The organism is Pseudoxanthomonas sp., assembly GCF_002863005.1.
Lineage (GTDB): Bacteria > Pseudomonadota > Gammaproteobacteria > Xanthomonadales > Xanthomonadaceae > Pseudoxanthomonas_A.
Genome location: NZ_PKDG01000015.1, coordinates 466,930 through 482,765 on the forward strand (window position 1 = coordinate 466,930; position 15,836 = coordinate 482,765).

A 15,836-nucleotide genomic window follows, 5' to 3' on the forward strand; every position below is an offset into this window, starting at 1 on the left:
CTTTCGTGGTGGCGTCAGGCCGCTTCGCGCGGCTGGCGCTGGTTCTGCGGCAGGTCGTAGTAGCTGGCGGCACGCAGTTCGTGCACGTCGAAGTCGTCCACGGTGATCGTGTCCAGCGTGATCGCGCGCAGTTCTTCCAGCTGCCTGCGCTCTTCCGCGGTGATCCAGCCCTCGCGCACGCCTTCGTCCAGCTGCGCGCTGTAGTCCAGGGCTTCGATGTCCCTGGTTTTCAGCGCCTTCAGGAACTTGCGCTCCACCGGCTCGGCGGCCACGGCGGCGGCCAGGTAGCTGTCGATGCGGCCGCCGGGGTTGTTCTCGCACGGGGTCAGGAACACGCCTTGGCCCAGGCGGTCGCGCGCTTCGTTCGGCGCCATCAGCAGCATCGCGACGCGGTGGCTCAGGCGGTCGCCCGGGGCCACGGCGCGGCGGCCGAACGGGAACACCACCGGCCACAGCAGCCAGCCCAGCGGCTTGATCGGGAAATTGCGCAGCGCCTGCGACAGCGCCAGCTCGATCTCGTACGCACTGTTGTGGAACGCCCACGCCAGCAGCGGCTTGTCGGCTTCCGGGGCGCCGTCGTCATGGTGGCGCTTGAGCACCGCGCTCATCATGTACAGGTGGCTCAGCACGTCGCCCAGGCGGCCCGACAGCGATTCCTTGAACTTCAGCTTGCCGCCCAGCGCGCCCAGCGAGATGTCGGTGAGCAGCGCCAGGTTGGCCGCGTACCGGTCCAGCTTGCGGAAGAACTTCTTCGTGTACGCATCGCCCGGGGCCGCACCGATCTTCGAGCCGGTGATGCCGAACCAGAACGAGCGCACCGCGTTGGAGATGGCCCCGCCGATGTGCGGGTAGAGCACGGCATCCAGCTGGTTGACGCCGGCGCGGGTATCCGGGTCCTGCGCAGCGCGCATTTCCTTGATGATGTACGGATGGCACAGGATCGAACCCTGGCCGAAGATCAGCAGGCTGCGCGTCATGATGTTCGCGCCTTCCACCGTGATGGCGATAGGCGAGGCCTGCCACGCACGGCCGGCGAAGTTGCGCGGGCCCAGGATGATGCCCTTGCCGCCGACGATGTCCATCACGTCCTTGGCGACATCGCGGCCCATGTTCGTGCAGTGGTACTTGGCGATCGCCGACGGTACCGACGGCACGTCGCCACGGTCCACGGCGGCCGCGGTGGCCTGCGACAGCGCGCTGATCGCGTACGCCTTGCCGCCGATGCGGGCCAGCGCCTCCTCCACGCCTTCGAAGCGGCCGACCGACAGGCCGAACTGCTTGCGGATGCGGGCGTAACTGCCGGTGACGCGCGCGCCGAACTTGGCGCCGCCGCTGGCGGTGGAGGGCAGGGTGATCGAGCGGCCCACGGCCAGGCACTCGTTGAGCATGTTCCAGCCCTTGCCGGCCATCTCGACGCCACCGATCAGTTGGCTCAGCGGGATGAACACGTCGCGGCCATGGATGGGGCCGTTCTGGAACGGCGAGTTCAGCGGGAAGTGGCGGCGGCCGACGTCCACGCCGGGCGTATCGCGCGGCAGCAGCGCCAGGGTGATGCCGATGTCGCGCGTGTCGCCGATCAGTCCGTCCGGGTCGTACATGCGGAACGCCAGGCCGATGAGCGTGGCGACCGGCGCAAGGGTGATGTAGCGCTTGTCGAAGGTCAGGCGGATGCCCAGCACGTTCGCGCCGTTCCATTCACCCTTGCAGACGATGCCGTAGTCGGGAATCGAGGTCGCATCGGAGCCGGCGAACGGGCCCGTCAGGCCGAAGCAGGGCACCTCCTGGCCGATCGCCAGGCGCGGCAGGTAGTAGTCCTTCTGTTCCTGCGTGCCGTAATGGTTGAGCAGTTCGCCCGGGCCCAGCGAGTTGGGCACGCCGACGGTGGAGCTGACCACGCTGCTGACCGAGGCGATCTTCTGGATCACCTTGTGGTGCGCCAGCGCGGAGAAGCCCAGGCCGCCGTACTGCTTCGGGATGATCATGCCGAAGAACTTGTTCTTCTTGATGTAGTCCCACAGCTCCGGCGGCAGGTCGGCGTGGATGTGGGTGATTTCCCAGTCGTTGGTCATCCGGCACAGCTCTTCCACCGGACCGTCCAGGAAGGCCTGTTCGTCGGCGGTGAGCTGCGGCTTCGGATAGGCCAGCAGCTTGTTCCAGTCCGGGTCGCCGGTGAACAGGTCGCCTTCGAAGCCGACCGACCCGGTTTCCAGCGCGATGCGCTCGGTCTGCGACAGCGGCGGCAGTGCGCGACGCAGGAAGCCCAGCGCCGGCGCCGTGATCAACGGCTTGCGGATCGCCGGGATCAGCAGCGGCAGCGCGATCGCCACCACCACCAGCGCCGCGACGACGGTGGCCGTGGGGTTGGCGCCCAGCAGCCAGCACGCGACCAGCAGGCTGGCGGTGATCGCGGCCCAGTAGGCGAGCCGGATCCGATGGTAGGCGGCGAATGCGCCCGCCAGCAGGAAGGCGAGGAAGGGGATGACGATGCTCATGGGGTTGCTCCGGACACGGATTCGGTTACATCGGATTCGGCATGGCCCGGCGCAGCCGACAGGCTTGCCAGGTATTCCAGCACGGTGGCGGTAAATGCGTCGTTGTCGTCGCCGGCCACCATGTGCGTGGCCTGCGGCAGGTGCACGTGGCGCGCATGCGGCACCAATCGCTGGAATTCTTCGACGGTCTTCTCCGAGACCAGGTCGCTGCGCCCGCCGCTGATCAGCAGCACGGGGCACTGCACCCGGCGCGCGGCCTCGGCGATGGCGTCCTGGTGCTGGGCGCTGTCGCGCGCGAGCTCGTCGACCAGGCGCGGGTCCCAGTGCCAGCGCCAGCGGCCATCGGCGCCCTCGCGCAGCAGCTCGCGCAGGTCGTCGGCGGATTTGCGCGTGCGCCGCTGCGGTTGGTACGCGGCAATGGCGTCCGCCGCGTGATCGAGCGACGCGAAGCCGTCGGGGAACGCGGTCATGAAGGCGAGGATGCGCTGCAGGCCGGCGTGCTCCCAGCGCGGGGTGATGTCCACCAGCACCATGGCGCGGAACAGGCCGGGCCAGCGCGACTCGGCGATCAGCCCGAACAGCCCGCCCATCGACGCGCCGACCAGGACCGGCGGTTCCGGTTGTTCACCGGCCACCACGATCAAGTCGTCGGCGAACTGGTCGCCCGCATAGGGAAGATCGGGGGCATTGCGGCCGGACTCGCCGTGGCCACGCGCGTCGTACGCCAGTCCGGCATATCCCTGTTCGGCCAGCCATTGCCCGGTTCGATGCCAGGCGCCCGCGGTCTGTCCGAACCCGTGCGCGTAGATCAGCGCGGGATGGCTCTGCAGGGCGCGGGGCGACGGGAAACGACGAAGCGCGAGCGGCACCTCTCCCTGTCCTTTCAGCACGCGATCCGAACACGCGTCGATGACGCGGGAGTGCGGCGCGGTAGCAGGAGAGGTGGAGGTGACCATACGGCCAAGTATGGGTTGTCGCATTTAGAGCAGTCAATCGGTTTGGCATTCGCGTTTCACATGCAACCGATTGATTTGTCTTTATTTGTGGTGCGCTGCAGCATACATACCGCTACACACCTCGGCGTATGGTTAAATGCCGGCCATGAGCACGCCCAGCCCCGAAACACCCGCCAGCGCCCCCGCCCGCAACGCCCGCCTCAGTGCCGACGACTGGGCCCAGGCGGCGCTCGACCTGATCGCGGAGCAGGGGGTGTCGGCGGTGGCCGTGGAACCGCTCGCCCGCCGGCTGGGTGTCACGAAGGGCAGCTTCTACTGGCACTTCCCGTCCCGCGATGCGCTGCTGCAGGCGGCGCTGGAGCGTTGGGAAGTCGGCGAACAGGAAAACATCTTCGGCAGCCTGGAAAAGGTGGCCGACCCGCGCGAACGCCTGCGCGCGCTGTTCCAGCTGGTCGGGCACGAGGTCAAGCCGCACATCATCTACAGCGAACTGCTGAAGGCGCTGGACCACCCCTCCGTGCAGCCGGTCATCGACCGCATCTCGCAGCGCCGGCTGGACTATCTGGTGGCGATGTTCCGCCAGGCCGGCCTGCAGCGCACCGATGCCACGCATCGTGCGCGCCTGGCCTATGCGGCCTATGTGGGCTTCCTGCAACTGTCGCTGCAGCTGCAACAGCCGCGCATGACGTCGGAAGAGTTCGAGACCTACCTCGAACACGTCATCTCGACGTTGATTCCGAACTGAGCCTGAGCGCTTACTCGGGAAGTCCCGGGAAGAAGACCCAGAACGCGATCGCGACAAGACAGCTGCAGGCCAAGGCTTGCTGTGGCGCGCGCGCGCCAGCGTGCGGCCGCATGATGGCCAAGGCGACGCGTGCTGTGAAAAACAGACCGGTGACTGCGCCGAGAATCGGCAGTTCGATCAGATTTGCCAGTGACTTCTCGCCGCTTCGGATGGCGGACAAGCCCATCCAGACGACGTAAGGCGCGAGCAATTGCAACGCGTCAGCGAGGCGGAAGCGCACGCGTTCGAGGACGAAGGAGGCCGGCAATAATCCGAAGATCAGCGCCGGCAGCACGAACAGCACGTACAGCGCGAACAGGTCCGTCATGGGTCGCGCCTCACGCCGGCCCCATCGCCGCCTGCCGCACGCCGCTACGCCATTCGCGTTGCTCGCGCACGTACCCGCTGCGCTCCAGCCAGCGGAAGATCGAGCGCACGGTGACGACGGGGTAGTCGCCGGCGAGGCGCGTGCCGACGGAGTGGTCGGTGAAGTCGGTGTTGGCGGAGAACAACCCGCCCAGCACGCGCTTGGAGTAGGCAATGTGCACCGTGTCCGGTACGAAACCATCGCCGCGGGCGAAGGCGTACGCACTGCGGCGGTCGTAGATGCCGCGATCGGCGAGCGCCGCGGCCATCACTTCGACGAGCCACGCGGTGGAGTTCTGGTAATCCTCGCTGCCGGGTCGCGCGATCAGGTTGTAGCGTGGGTGGTGCAGGCTGTGGCGTGGCATCTGCTGCAGCCGCGCGGCCAGGCGGTCGGCGACGTCCGGCGTGAACCAGACGATGCGCAGGTCCTGGTTCACCAGGTCGTCGGCGAAGAAGTTCACCAACCCCTGCGCATACAGGCCGGAGCGGTCGCTGCCGCATTCGTTGAGCAGGTGCACCACCGTCCAGCGGCCTTCGGCGTGGTCGCGCACGGCGAAACCGGCGTGGCTGTAGACCAGGCCCTGCTTCGACAGGTCGGTGCCAACGCGTGCGATCAGCGCCACCGGCGCATCCACCTCGTCGAGTTCCCGCGCCGCCAGCAACGCGGTGCGCGCGGCGTCCGCCACCTTGTGCGGCGGCATCTCCAGTTGCTTGCAGGCATCGCCCGCGCGTGCCGTCCCTGGCAGCGCGAGGACGAAGGCGAAAAGGCATGCCGCGAACGTGCGCATCACGCGATCACCCGCCGTAGCGGTGGCTGTGGATGTGGGGGCGGGCGGCGTCGTTGGCGATGAAGCACAGCGCTTCGCCGGCCGCGCTGAGGATCCAGCCGGTCGACACCGCAGCCACGCTGATGGCCGTGCCGACCGCGATGCCTAGCCGCTTGATCGCCTCCGCGCTCAGGTACACGACGAACGAGGCGGCGCCCACCACGCCCGCTGCGGCGACCGACACCGTGACCGCCACGCTGCCCGCCACCACGGCGACGCCGGTCACCACGGCGGACGCGCCATGGCCCAGTGCGTGGATCACCGCGACGGGCACTTCGATGGAGGCTTCGAGACTGGCCTGCGACATACGGCTGGCGCCATCGGACTGGGGGGCGGCCTGCGCCGGGAGGGTCATGCCGCCGGACAGGGCGGTGGCCAGGGCAAGCGATAGCGAGCGGGCGATCAGGCGGGTCATGGCGGGCTCCGGCGATGTCGCCGCACCTTGGCCGCGCTCACCCGCGGTGTTCAATCGGCATCGACGAGGTAAGCTCCGGCGCAACAACGGGTATAGGAATCCGCTACCGATGGCCGTCTCGGTCGACCTGATCGATGCCCTGAAGCGCTGCCTGCGCGCGCAGGAACTGACGTACCGCGAACTCGCCGTCCGCATCCGCATGAGCGAAGCGGCGGTCAAGCGCATGTTCTCCCGCCGCGCGATGAGCCTGCAGCGGCTCGAGCAGATCTGCGATGTGCTCGATGTCGGCCTGGCCGAGCTCAGCGCCGAAGCCTCGCGCGGGCGCAAGGCGATGGCCCAACTGAGCGAGGCGCAGGAACAGGCCCTGGTGGACGACCCGCCGCTGCTCATGGCGCTGTTCCTCACCCTGAACCGCTGGCGCCAGGACGACGTGATGGGCCACTTCGGCTTCACGCCGGCGCAGTGGACCGGTCTGCTGGTCAAGCTGGATCGCCTGGGCATCATCGAACTGATGCCCGGCAACCGCGGCCGCGCGCTGACCGCGCGCAACTTCCGCTGGCGTGCCGATGGCCCGATGGAGCGCTACTTCCGGCTCACCCTGCTGACCGATTACTTCGCCGATCCATTCGACGGGGAACAGGATGCGCTGCTGCTGCTGAGCGGCAGCCTGAGCATCGACGGCGTGAAGCAGCTCCGCCAGCGCCTTGAGGAGGTCGCGCGCGAGTTCGATGCGCTGCTGGCGCGCGATGCCACGCTGCCGGCGGAAGATCGCGTGGGCGTCAGCCTGGTGCTGGCGCAGAAGCCGTGGCTGCTGCAGCTGTTCAATCCCTACCGGCGCTCGCGCGAGGCGTAGCCGCCGGGAAGGAGATCGGGCTCGGAATGTCATCGATGGGGCTCGGAAAGCCATCGATGGCCCTTGTTGTTCCATCGATCGCCCTCTGAGCCTCGTCGATGGCACGTTGAGCTCCATCGGCATCGCCCCCGGAGCCCCATCGATCGGGCTCCGTGCTCCATCGATCACCTTCCGAGCCCGAGCGATGAGGCTCCGAGGGCGATCGATGGCATGGCGAGTCCCATCGATCGCTCTCGGAAAGCCATCGATCGGGCGTCCGGGCCTCATCGTTGGCTCTCCGAGCTCGACCGATAGCCTTCGGAGCTCGGTCCTTGGCGCGCAACGCCCTGTGTGGCGCGCTTTCTCTGCCCTTGGTGAGACGGAATGACCCTCGTTCCCCCTCCCGGATGACCGCCCGTCGACGTTCTCCTCGTCTGAAGGACAAGACATTGGTATCATTTTGGTCTCACTTTTCGAGGGTGTGGCATGAACGCAGCGATCGATGTTTTCAAACGCAACGAATTTCCGGGCAGTTCGCTGGCCGCGTTGAACGCCTGGGTCGCCGAGGTCGCCGCGCTCACCCAACCCGACCACATCCACTGGTGCGATGGCAGCGATGCCGAGAACGCGCTGCTGACGAAGCAGATGCTGGCCGACGGCACCTTGCTGCCGCTGAATCCTGAAACCCACCCGCACAGCTGGCTGCACCGCTCCAGCCCGAGCGACGTGGCACGCGTCGAGCACCTGACCTTCGTGTGTACCGCGCAGCCCGACGATGCCGGCCCGAACAACCACTGGATGGCCCCGGCCGAGGCGCACGCGAAGATGGACGCGCTGTTCGCCGGATGCATGCGCGGACGCACGCTGTACGTGATCCCGTACTGCATGGGCCCGATCGATTCGCCGCTCTCGCGCTGCGGCGTGGAGATCACCGATTCGCCGTACGTGGTGGCGAACATGCGCATCATGACCCGCATGGGCGCACCGGCGCTGGCGCGGATCGAGCGTGAGGGAACGTTCGTGAAGGGCCTGCACTCCACCGGCGAGCTCGACCCGGACCGCCGCTTCATCATGCATTTCCCCGACGAGCTGGCCATCAAGAGCTTCGGCTCCGGCTACGGCGGCAACGCGCTGCTGGGCAAGAAGTGCCACGCGCTGCGCATCGCATCGCACCAGGCGCGCCATGAAGGTTGGCTGGCCGAGCACATGCTGATCGTCGGCATCGAGAACCCGCAGGGCGAAACGCATTACATCGCCGCCGCGTTCCCGTCGGCGTGCGGCAAGACCAACCTGGCCATGCTGATTCCGCCGGAAGGCTATCGCCAGGCCGGCTGGAAGGTGTGGACCGTCGGCGACGACATCTGCTGGATGCGCCCCGGCGCCGATGGCCGCCTGTACGCGATCAATCCGGAAGCCGGTTTCTTCGGCGTGGCGCCGGGCACCTCCGACAGTTCCAACCCCAACGCGCTGGCCACCATCAGCCACCACACCATCTTCACCAACGTCGCCGTCACCGACGAGCAGGAGCCGTGGTGGGAAGGCCTGGACACGCGCACGCCGGCGCTGGACTGGCAGGGGCGCAAGTACGATCCGGCCAACGGGCCGGCCGCGCACCCCAACTCGCGCTTCACCGTGTCGGCCAAGCAGTGCCCCAGCTATTCGGCCAAGGCCGAGGATCCGCAGGGCGTGCCGATCAGCGCCATCGTCTTCGGCGGCCGCCGCGCCTCGCTGGTGCCGCTGGTGTTCGAAGCGCGCGACTGGACGCACGGCGTGCTGGTCGGCGCGGCGATGGGCTCGGAAACCACGGCCGCCGCGACCGGCGCGGTCGGCGTGATGCGTCGCGACCCGATGGCGATGAAGCCGTTCTGCGGCTACAACTTCGCCGACTACTTCGCCCACTGGCTGTCGTTCGACCGGGCCGGCGCGAAGCTGCCCAAAATTTTCCACGTGAACTGGTTCCGCAAGGGCGGCGACGGCAAGTTCCTGTGGCCCGGCTTCGGCGAAAACCTGCGCGTGCTGGAGTGGATGATCCAGCGCGTCGAGGGCAAGGCCGACGCGGTGGAAACCCCCATCGGCCACCTGCCGCGCGCCGAGGACCTCAACCTGGATGGCGTGGCGCTGAGCGATGAAGCGCACGACCTGCTGTTCGGCTTCGACCGCGCCGGCTGGCAGGCGGAGTTCGCCGGCATCGGCGAGTACCTGCAGGAATTCGGCGCCCGCACGCCGCAGGCATTGAAGGACGAACAGCAACGCATCGCGGCCCGTCTGGCCCACTGATTCCCCGCCTCGCGCATCGTTTTCCTGCGCAAGCCCCGCGCACGTCCTCCCGGGACGCCGCGGGGCTTTTTTGTGCGGGCGCGCGGCCTGCCGTGCTCTGGGATAATGCCGGCGCTCGCTCCCACCGAAGGCCGACATGACCCAGACCCTCCGCATCGCCATGGCGCAGTTCGATTTCCCGGTCGGCGCCGTTGCGCAGAACAGCGAGAGCATCCGCCGCATGATCGCCGAGGCGCGCGACCATTACGGCGCCGACGTGGTGCTGTTCCCCGAACTGGCGGTCAGCGGCTATCCGCCTGAAGACCTCTTGCTGCGTCCGCGCTTCCTGGCCGATTGCGAAACCGCACTGAGGGAGATCGCCGCCACCACGCACGGCATCGTCGCCGTGGTGGGCTGGCCGCAGAGCGCGGGCAGCGTGGTGTACAACGCGGCCAGCGTGCTGCGCGACGGCGCGGTCGAGGCCACCTACCGCAAGCGCGAACTGCCCAACTACGCGGTGTTCGACGAGCGCCGCTACTTCGACGTGGACCCGGATGGCGGCGCCTGCACCTTCGAGGTGAACGGCGTGCCGCTGGGCCTGGTGATCTGCGAAGACCTCTGGTTCCCCGAGCCGCTGGCCGACACCGCCGAGGCGGGCGCCGTGCTGACGCTGGTGCCCAATGCGTCGCCGTTCGACCGCGACAAGCATGCGCAACGCGATGCGCTGATCGCCGAGCGCACGCGCGAGACCGGCATGGCGCTGGCCTACCTCAACGTGGTCGGCGGGCAGGATGCGGTGGTGTTCGACGGCGCTTCCGTGGTCGCCAACGGCGACGGCACCGTGCATCCGGCCGCGGCGGCCTTCACCGACCAATGGCTGGTGGTCGACTTCGACGTGGCCACGCGTGCGTTCAGTCCGGTGGTGTGGATGGACGACGGCGACGAGAGTCGCGATGCGCTGGCGTGGCGCGCGATCGTGCGCGGCATCCGCGACTACTGCGGCAAGAACGGGTTCTCGAAGGTCTGGCTGGGCCTGTCCGGCGGCATCGATTCGGCGATGGTGCTGGCGCTGGCGGTGGACGCGCTGGGCGCGGACAACGTCACTGCGGTGCGGCTGCCGTCGCGCTATACCGCAGGCCTGTCCAACGACCTCGCCGCCGAACAGTGCGCGGCGATGGGCGTGAAACTGGAAGCCATCTCGATCGAAGCGCCGTTCAAGGGTTTCCTGGACGCGCTCGGCCCGATCTTCGGCGACAGGCCCGCCGACACCACCGAGGAGAACCTGCAGTCGCGCAGCCGCGGCGTGATCCTGATGGCGCTGAGCAACAAGTTCGGCGGCCTGCTGCTCACTACCGGCAACAAGAGCGAATACGCGGTGGGCTACGCCACGATCTACGGCGACATGTGCGGCGGCTACGCGCCGATCAAGGACCTGTACAAGACCGAGGTGTTCGCGCTGGCGCGCTGGCGCAACACGGTGGGCGGCGCACCGGTGATCCCGCCGGCCGTGATCGACCGACCGCCGTCGGCCGAGCTGCGCGAGAACCAGAAGGACCAGGATTCGCTGCCGCCGTACGACGTGCTGGACGCGATCCTGTTCCGTTACGTGGACCTGGAGCAGTCGCGCGACGAGATCGTCGCCGCCGGCTTCGACGCCGCCACCGTGGACCGCATGCTGCGGCTGGTGCGCATCAACGAGTGGAAGCGCCACCAGGCCGCGCCCGGCCCCAAGGTCTCGCGCCGCGCGTTCGGCCGCGAACGCCGCTATCCCATCACCAACAAGTACGCGCTGTGAGCGCGACCGCGCGCCGGAGACCGGAATGACAAGGAAGAAAAAGCGTTCACCCCATCGCGACCGGCCCGCGGCGCCGGCGCCGCGTCCGGCCACACCGCCGGACCGGGTGATGCTGGCCCTGGCGGCGCTGGGCCTGCTGATCACCGGCTACCTGGCCTGGACGGCGGGGAGCGGGTCGACCTCGGCGTTCTGCGGCGCCGACGGGGGGTGCGATGCGATCCGGCGCAGCGGATGGTCCACGCTGCTGGGCGTGCCGATGGCGCTGTGGGGCTTCGGCCTGTATGCGCTGGTCGCGCTCGTGTCGCTGGCACGCAAGGCGTCGCCGCTGCTGCGCTGGCAACGCCAGTGGCGGCTGGTACTGCTGGGACTGGCGGTCAGCGTGTACCTCACCGCGATAGGGGCGTTCGTGCTCGATGCGTACTGCATCGGTTGCCTGGCCTCGCTGGCGGTGCTGGCGGCGATGTTCGCGTGGCTGCAGCTGCGCCGTCCCGCCTCGGCGCCGGGCCGGCCGTGGACGCGCTGGTGGGGGATGCAGGCGGTGCCGGTCTTGTTGGTGCTCGCGGTCCTGCACGTGCACCAGAGCGGACTGCTGCACCAGCGACCCGAGAGCCGTCGCGCAGAAGCGCTCGCGCAGCACCTGACCGCCTACGGCGCGAAGTTCTATGGTGCATCCTGGTGCGTGGAATGCAGTCGGCAGAAACGCCACTTCGGCCACGCGGCGGAGCGCCTGCCCTATGTGGAATGCTCGCCGGGGGGACGCAATGCGCCGATCGTCTCGGCGTGCGCATCGGCGGGCGTCACCGTGTTCCCGACCTGGGTCATCGACGGCATCGAACACAACGGCGTGATGGAGCCGCGCCAATTGGCGGTGCTGACGCGCTTCGACTGGGACAAGGCCCGCCCCGCCGACTGAGGTGGCCGGAACGCCGGACAAAGAAAAAGGGCCGTGAGGCCCTTTTTTCTTCCGCAACCGTTGGACGGTCAGTCGTCCTTGCGCTGGTCCACGGTATTGCTGGACTTCTCGCCGGCGAACGGATTCAGGCGACGCACCATCCACGGGTAGTCCGGGAACTTGCCGGCCAGCCAGGGGTGCTGCGGGTCGTTGAGTTCCAGCACGCGCCTGGCGTCATCGGCCAGCGTCTTGTTGCCCAGATGGGTGTACGCCTCGGCCAGCACGGCGATGGCATCGTACTGGTAGGCGCTCTGCGGATAGGTTTCCAGCAGGTACTTGGCGCGGCTGGCGGCCGACACCCATGCATCGCGTCGCAGGTAGTAGATGGCCGTGTCCAGCTCATGCAGGGCGAACTGGTCGCGCAACGCGGTCATGCGCTGGCGTGCATCGGCGGCATACCGGCTGTTGGGGTAGTTCTCGGCCACGCGGGCGAAGTCGTTGTAGCCCTGCATGGGCGTGGCCAGGTCGCGGCGGCTGGCATCCAGGCGCCATACCTTCTGCAGGAAGACCGTGTCGCGGTTGGAGTTGGCCAGTCCGCGCAGGTAGTACATGTACGGGATGTTGCGGTGGGTCGGGTAGGTGCGGATGAAGCGGTCGATGGTGGTGACCGCGTCGTCCAGCTTGCCGGCCTTGTACTCGGCGTAGGCCGATTCCATCAGCGCCTGTTCGGTGTAGGGACCATACGGGTACTGGGCGATCAGGCGGCGGAAGCTCAGCAGGCCGCGGTCCCAGTTGTTGTTGGCCATGGCCTGGTGCGCTTCCTGGTACATCACCTCGACCGGCTGGTTCTCCGCCGCGTCCTTCTTCTTGAAGATCTTGCCGCAGCCGGTACCGGCGAAGCCGACGACCAGGGCCAGCAGCACGAGACGGGTGGTCGCGGAGGGGCGGGAGAAGCGGGGGAAGGCACGCTGGGTCATGGGCTGGCGGCAGGCCGCGGCAGGGAAACAGGCCGTCGATGATAGCCTAGGCGCCGCCTTCGCCATGAACAATCGGCCAATACGGACCGGCGCATGGCCTCTCTGGACGTCTTCCCGCATGACCGAACCCGATTCCCCCGATACCCCGCGCACGGCCATCGTGCCCGCCAGCGCCGCCGGCCGCCGCTTCGATGCCGCCCTTGCGGAGCTGTTCCCCGAGTTCTCCCGCTCGCGCCTGACCGAGTGGATCAAGTCCGGCAATGCCCTGCTGGATGGACAGGTGGTGCGGCCGCGCGATCCGGTGCGCGGCGGCGAAACCGCCAGCCTGGACGTGGTACTGGATACCCAGACCCACGCCGCGCCGGAAGACATCCCGCTGGACATCCTGTACGAGGACGAACACGTCTTCGTGCTGGACAAGCCCGCCGGCCTGGTGGTGCACCCCGGCGCCGGCAATCCGACCGGCACGCTGGTCAATGCGCTGCTGTTCCGCGATCCGTCGCTGTCGGCGCTGCCGCGGGCGGGCATCGTGCACCGGCTGGACAAGGACACCTCCGGCGTCATGGTGGTGGCGCGCACCCTGCCGGCCCACACCTCGCTGGTGGCGCAGCTGGCCTCGCGCGACGTGCACCGGCAGTACCTCGCCGTGGTGGTCGGCGCGATGGTGTCCGGCGGTACCGCCAACGCGCCGATCGACCGCCACCCGCGCGACCGCCTGAAGATGGCGGTACGCGAGGACGGCCGCGACGCGGTCACCCACTATCGCCTGCGCGAACGCTTCCGCGCGCACACGGCGCTGGAATGCCGACTGGAAACCGGCCGCACGCACCAGATCCGCGTGCACATGGCGCACATCAAGTACCCCATCGTCGGCGACCCGCTGTACGGCGGTCCGCTGCGTTTGCCGAAGGGCGCCAGCGACGACCTGATCGCGGTGCTGCGCAGCTTCCGCCGACAGGCACTGCATGCGGAAACGCTGGAATTCGCGCATCCGGTCAGTGGTGAGCCCGTGCGGGTCACCGCGCCGGTGCCGGCCGACATGGTCGCACTGCTGGCTGCGCTGCGCGCCGACAGCCAGGCCAGGCGCGGATGAACCGCGCGCCGGTGGTGCATGCCGACTGGCCGGCACCCGCCGGCGTGCACGCCTTCACCACGCTGAGGCACGGGGCCGGTCATTCCGCCACGCCGTTCGACACGTTCAACCTGGGCAACAAGTACGCGGCCGATGGCGATGACCCGGCCGTGGTGGCCCGCAACCGCGCGCAACTGGCGGAGCTGGCCGGACTGCCTTCCGCGCCGCACTGGTTGAAGCAGGTGCACGGCACGGATGTCGTGCGCGTGGACGTGCCTGCCGACTCCGCCGCACCGGAGGCCGTCGCCGATGCGCTGGTGACCTCGGAGCCCGGCGTGGTGCTCGCCATCCTGACGGCCGATTGCCTGCCCGTGGTGTTCGCGGCGAAGGACGGCCGCGAGATCGCCGCCGCGCATGCGGGCTGGCCGGGACTGTCCAAGGGCATGCTGGAAGCGACCCTCGCCGCGATGCGCACCCCGGCCACGGAGGTGATCGCATGGATCGGCCCGGCGGCCGGGCCGCAGCGCTATGAAGTTGGCGAGAACGTGTTCGACGCCTTCGTCTCGCAGGATGCGGGCGCGGCCGCGGCCTTCGCGCCGACGCGTCCGGGCCATTGGCTGGCCGACCTGCCCGCGCTCGCGCGCCGCCGCCTCGTTGCGCGCGGCATGCGGGCGGAGGACATCCACGGCGGCGATCTCTGCACGATCAGCGAACCCGACCGCTTCTTCTCCCACCGCCGCGACGGCCGCAGCGGACGCATCGCCACGCTGGCGTGGATGCAGCCGTAAGCCCGCTGTTCGCAGCATTGCTGGGGCCGGCGTTCACCACGCTGCCGGAACCGGTGCGCGCGCTGCATGTCGCGCAGGGACTCAAGCGGTACGTCGGCGAGGTGCAGGTCGAACGCGGATCGGGCCTGCTGTCGCGGCTGGTCGCCGCGGCCACGCACCTGCCACCCGCGGGCACGGGCCCACTGTGCGTCGAGATCGACGCATCGCCGGACCACGAACGCTGGATTCGCTACACCGGCGGCCGCGCCATGCCCTCACGGTTGTGGCGCGAGGGCGACGTGCTGTGCGAAAGACTGGGCGTAGCGACGTTCGGGTTCCACTTGGAGGTCGTGAACGGGGCGATAGTCTGGCGCGTCGTCCGGGTCGGCGTGTTCGGCGTGTGGCTACCGCCCGGCTGGTTCACCGGCGTCGGCGCGCGCGAGTCCGCGGACGGCGAGCGTTACGCGTTCGATGTGTGGGCCTCGTTGCCGCTCGTCGGACTGCTGGTGCACTACACGGGCTGGCTGGATGTACGCAACGAGTGAATGGCTGTCCTTCTCCCCGCGTGCGGGGAGAAGGTGCCCGGAGGGCGGATGAGGGGCGCTTCTCGTTGTCGACACGGGAGCGGGCGTCAGTGCATCGCGCGTTGCGCCTGTGCGGTGGCGCGATGGGTGGCAGGCTCCGTTCGCCCCTCAACCGCCGTTGGCATCCTCTCCCCGCGCGGGGAGAGGGGGAATCATCCTGTTTGATGGAGAGGTTGCGTGACGACACGGGATTCATCCCGCCCGCAAGGTCCGGTCATCGTCTTCGACGGCATCTGCGTGCTGTGCAACGGCTGGGTACGCTTCTTGTTGAAGCATGACGGCGAAGGCCGCTACCGCTTCGCCGCCATGCAGTCAGAGCGCGGACGCGCGCTGCTGGCGACGCACGGCCTGGACCCCGACGATCCGGCTTCGTTCCTCCTGGTCGATGGCGATAGCGCGTGGACCGACAGCGACGCCATCCAGCGCGTGCTGACCGGGCTGGGCGGAGCATGGCGCCTGGCGGGGGTCATCGCATGGGTGCCGCGTTCCGTGCGCGATCCGCTGTACCGCTGGATCGCGCGGAATAGATATCGCTTGTTTGGCACCACTGCATGCCACGTGCCGACGGAAAAGGAGCGCGCGCGCTTCCTGTAGCGTGCGCCGCGCGCACGACGGGCGGTGGAGGGATCCTGCGGTCGTGCGCACGGCGCACGCTACGCATTCATCCAGGCGGGTGTCGGGACCCGGCGACGTTCGCGCCTGGCTTCGGAATGACACGGTGTCGTGTACCAACAGAACAGGAGCGGGCGCGGTTCCGTAGCGTGCGCCATGCGCACGGCGGGCGGTTGACGGATCCTGCGGTCGTGCGCACGGCGCACGCT

General features: G+C 68.6%; 15 protein-coding genes. 9 read left to right on the plus strand and 6 right to left on the minus strand.

The features are described 5' to 3' along the window. Nucleotides 1-14: 14 nt before the first annotated feature. Nucleotides 15-2,492, minus strand: coding sequence for an acyl-CoA dehydrogenase (locus tag CYU89_RS07090; RefSeq protein ID WP_296279721.1), 2,478 nt, complete (start codon nt 2,490-2,492; stop codon nt 15-17). Continuing rightward, on the minus strand, nt 2,489-3,448 hold the full coding sequence (locus CYU89_RS07095) for an alpha/beta hydrolase (protein WP_296279723.1): 960 nt from the start codon (nt 3,446-3,448) through the stop codon (nt 2,489-2,491). The genes CYU89_RS07090 and CYU89_RS07095 overlap by 4 nt, the downstream gene beginning before the upstream one ends. A gap of 145 nt (nt 3,449-3,593) precedes the next feature. On the opposite strand from CYU89_RS07095, the gene CYU89_RS07100 reads away from it, so the two are divergent. Continuing rightward, nucleotides 3,594-4,193: a TetR/AcrR family transcriptional regulator gene (locus tag CYU89_RS07100; RefSeq protein WP_296279725.1), complete on the plus strand. Its 600-nt coding sequence runs from the start codon at nt 3,594-3,596 to the stop codon at nt 4,191-4,193. Nucleotides 4,194-4,203: 10 nt separating this feature from the next. Here the strand turns inward: CYU89_RS07100 and CYU89_RS07105 are convergent, their stop codons facing one another. Genes CYU89_RS07105 through CYU89_RS07115 form a run of 3 tightly spaced genes read right to left on the minus strand, consistent with a single transcriptional unit; the run spans nt 4,204 to nt 5,840 of the window. Beyond that, on the minus strand, nt 4,204-4,560 hold the full coding sequence (locus tag CYU89_RS07105) for a hypothetical protein (RefSeq protein WP_296279726.1): 357 nt from the start codon (nt 4,558-4,560) through the stop codon (nt 4,204-4,206). Between the two features lie 10 nt (nt 4,561-4,570). Continuing rightward, entirely contained in the window at nt 4,571-5,386 is an 816-nt protein-coding gene (locus tag CYU89_RS07110; RefSeq protein WP_296279845.1) for a DUF2145 domain-containing protein, read from the minus strand. A gap of 7 nt (nt 5,387-5,393) precedes the next feature. Then, nucleotides 5,394-5,840: a hypothetical protein gene (locus tag CYU89_RS07115; RefSeq protein WP_296279728.1), complete on the minus strand. Its 447-nt coding sequence runs from the start codon at nt 5,838-5,840 to the stop codon at nt 5,394-5,396. Nucleotides 5,841-5,949: 109 nt separating this feature from the next. Between CYU89_RS07115 and CYU89_RS07120 the strand changes: the two genes are divergently transcribed. The 4 genes from CYU89_RS07120 (at nt 5,950) to CYU89_RS07135 (ending at nt 11,636) form a co-directional block, all read left to right on the plus strand. Further along, nucleotides 5,950-6,693 (plus strand): helix-turn-helix transcriptional regulator, encoded by a 744-nt coding sequence (locus CYU89_RS07120; protein WP_296279729.1) that lies wholly within the window; start codon nt 5,950-5,952, stop codon nt 6,691-6,693. A gap of 465 nt (nt 6,694-7,158) precedes the next feature. Continuing rightward, nucleotides 7,159-8,949 carry a phosphoenolpyruvate carboxykinase (GTP) gene (locus CYU89_RS07125; protein WP_296279731.1) on the plus strand — a complete coding sequence of 597 codons (1,791 nt, stop codon included), beginning with the start codon at nt 7,159-7,161 and terminating at the stop codon, nt 8,947-8,949. Between the two features lie 136 nt (nt 8,950-9,085). Next, nucleotides 9,086-10,723, plus strand: coding sequence for an NAD+ synthase (locus CYU89_RS07130; RefSeq protein ID WP_296279733.1), 1,638 nt, complete (start codon nt 9,086-9,088; stop codon nt 10,721-10,723). A gap of 25 nt (nt 10,724-10,748) precedes the next feature. Next, complete coding sequence (locus CYU89_RS07135; RefSeq protein ID WP_296279735.1) at nt 10,749-11,636, plus strand: vitamin K epoxide reductase family protein; 888 nt, start codon at nt 10,749-10,751, stop codon at nt 11,634-11,636. Nucleotides 11,637-11,704: 68 nt separating this feature from the next. On the opposite strand, the gene CYU89_RS07140 is transcribed toward CYU89_RS07135, so the two are convergent. Further along, nucleotides 11,705-12,592 carry an outer membrane protein assembly factor BamD gene (locus tag CYU89_RS07140; RefSeq protein ID WP_296279737.1) on the minus strand — a complete coding sequence of 296 codons (888 nt, stop codon included), beginning with the start codon at nt 12,590-12,592 and terminating at the stop codon, nt 11,705-11,707. Nucleotides 12,593-12,710: 118 nt separating this feature from the next. Here CYU89_RS07140 and rluD point away from each other — a divergent pair, with 118 nt between their 5' ends. The 4 genes from rluD (at nt 12,711) to CYU89_RS07160 (ending at nt 15,609) form a co-directional block, all read left to right on the plus strand. Then, on the plus strand, nt 12,711-13,685 hold the full coding sequence (gene rluD, locus CYU89_RS07145) for a 23S rRNA pseudouridine(1911/1915/1917) synthase RluD (RefSeq protein ID WP_296279739.1): 975 nt from the start codon (nt 12,711-12,713) through the stop codon (nt 13,683-13,685). Further along, a complete protein-coding gene (pgeF, locus tag CYU89_RS07150; RefSeq protein WP_296279742.1) occupies nt 13,682-14,452 on the plus strand; it encodes a peptidoglycan editing factor PgeF in 771 nt (256 codons plus the stop codon). Before rluD ends, pgeF begins: the two co-directional genes overlap by 4 nt. Next, nucleotides 14,437-14,976 carry a DUF4166 domain-containing protein gene (locus CYU89_RS07155; protein ID WP_296279744.1) on the plus strand — a complete coding sequence of 180 codons (540 nt, stop codon included), beginning with the start codon at nt 14,437-14,439 and terminating at the stop codon, nt 14,974-14,976. The genes pgeF and CYU89_RS07155 overlap by 16 nt, the downstream gene beginning before the upstream one ends. Nucleotides 14,977-15,192: 216 nt before the next feature. Next, nucleotides 15,193-15,609 carry a thiol-disulfide oxidoreductase DCC family protein gene (locus tag CYU89_RS07160; RefSeq protein WP_296279746.1) on the plus strand — a complete coding sequence of 139 codons (417 nt, stop codon included), beginning with the start codon at nt 15,193-15,195 and terminating at the stop codon, nt 15,607-15,609. The last annotated feature ends 227 nt before the right edge of the window (nt 15,610-15,836 follow it).

Excerpts from the sequence above, each read along its gene's own strand:
- CYU89_RS07090 (WP_296279721.1), bottom strand. The coding sequence starts at position 2,492 with ATGAGCATCGTCATCCCCTTCCTCGCCTTCCTGCTGGCGGGCGCATTC.
- CYU89_RS07095 (WP_296279723.1), bottom strand. The coding sequence starts at position 3,448 with ATGGTCACCTCCACCTCTCCTGCTACCGCGCCGCACTCCCGCGTCATC.
- CYU89_RS07100 (WP_296279725.1), top strand. The coding sequence starts at position 3,594 with ATGAGCACGCCCAGCCCCGAAACACCCGCCAGCGCCCCCGCCCGCAAC.
- CYU89_RS07105 (WP_296279726.1), bottom strand. The coding sequence starts at position 4,560 with ATGACGGACCTGTTCGCGCTGTACGTGCTGTTCGTGCTGCCGGCGCTG.
- CYU89_RS07110 (WP_296279845.1), bottom strand. The coding sequence starts at position 5,386 with ATGCGCACGTTCGCGGCATGCCTTTTCGCCTTCGTCCTCGCGCTGCCA.
- CYU89_RS07115 (WP_296279728.1), bottom strand. The coding sequence starts at position 5,840 with ATGACCCGCCTGATCGCCCGCTCGCTATCGCTTGCCCTGGCCACCGCC.
- CYU89_RS07120 (WP_296279729.1), top strand. The coding sequence starts at position 5,950 with ATGGCCGTCTCGGTCGACCTGATCGATGCCCTGAAGCGCTGCCTGCGC.
- CYU89_RS07125 (WP_296279731.1), top strand. The coding sequence starts at position 7,159 with ATGAACGCAGCGATCGATGTTTTCAAACGCAACGAATTTCCGGGCAGT.
- CYU89_RS07130 (WP_296279733.1), top strand. The coding sequence starts at position 9,086 with ATGACCCAGACCCTCCGCATCGCCATGGCGCAGTTCGATTTCCCGGTC.
- CYU89_RS07135 (WP_296279735.1), top strand. The coding sequence starts at position 10,749 with ATGACAAGGAAGAAAAAGCGTTCACCCCATCGCGACCGGCCCGCGGCG.
- CYU89_RS07140 (WP_296279737.1), bottom strand. The coding sequence starts at position 12,592 with ATGACCCAGCGTGCCTTCCCCCGCTTCTCCCGCCCCTCCGCGACCACC.
- rluD (WP_296279739.1), top strand. The coding sequence starts at position 12,711 with ATGACCGAACCCGATTCCCCCGATACCCCGCGCACGGCCATCGTGCCC.
- pgeF (WP_296279742.1), top strand. The coding sequence starts at position 13,682 with ATGAACCGCGCGCCGGTGGTGCATGCCGACTGGCCGGCACCCGCCGGC.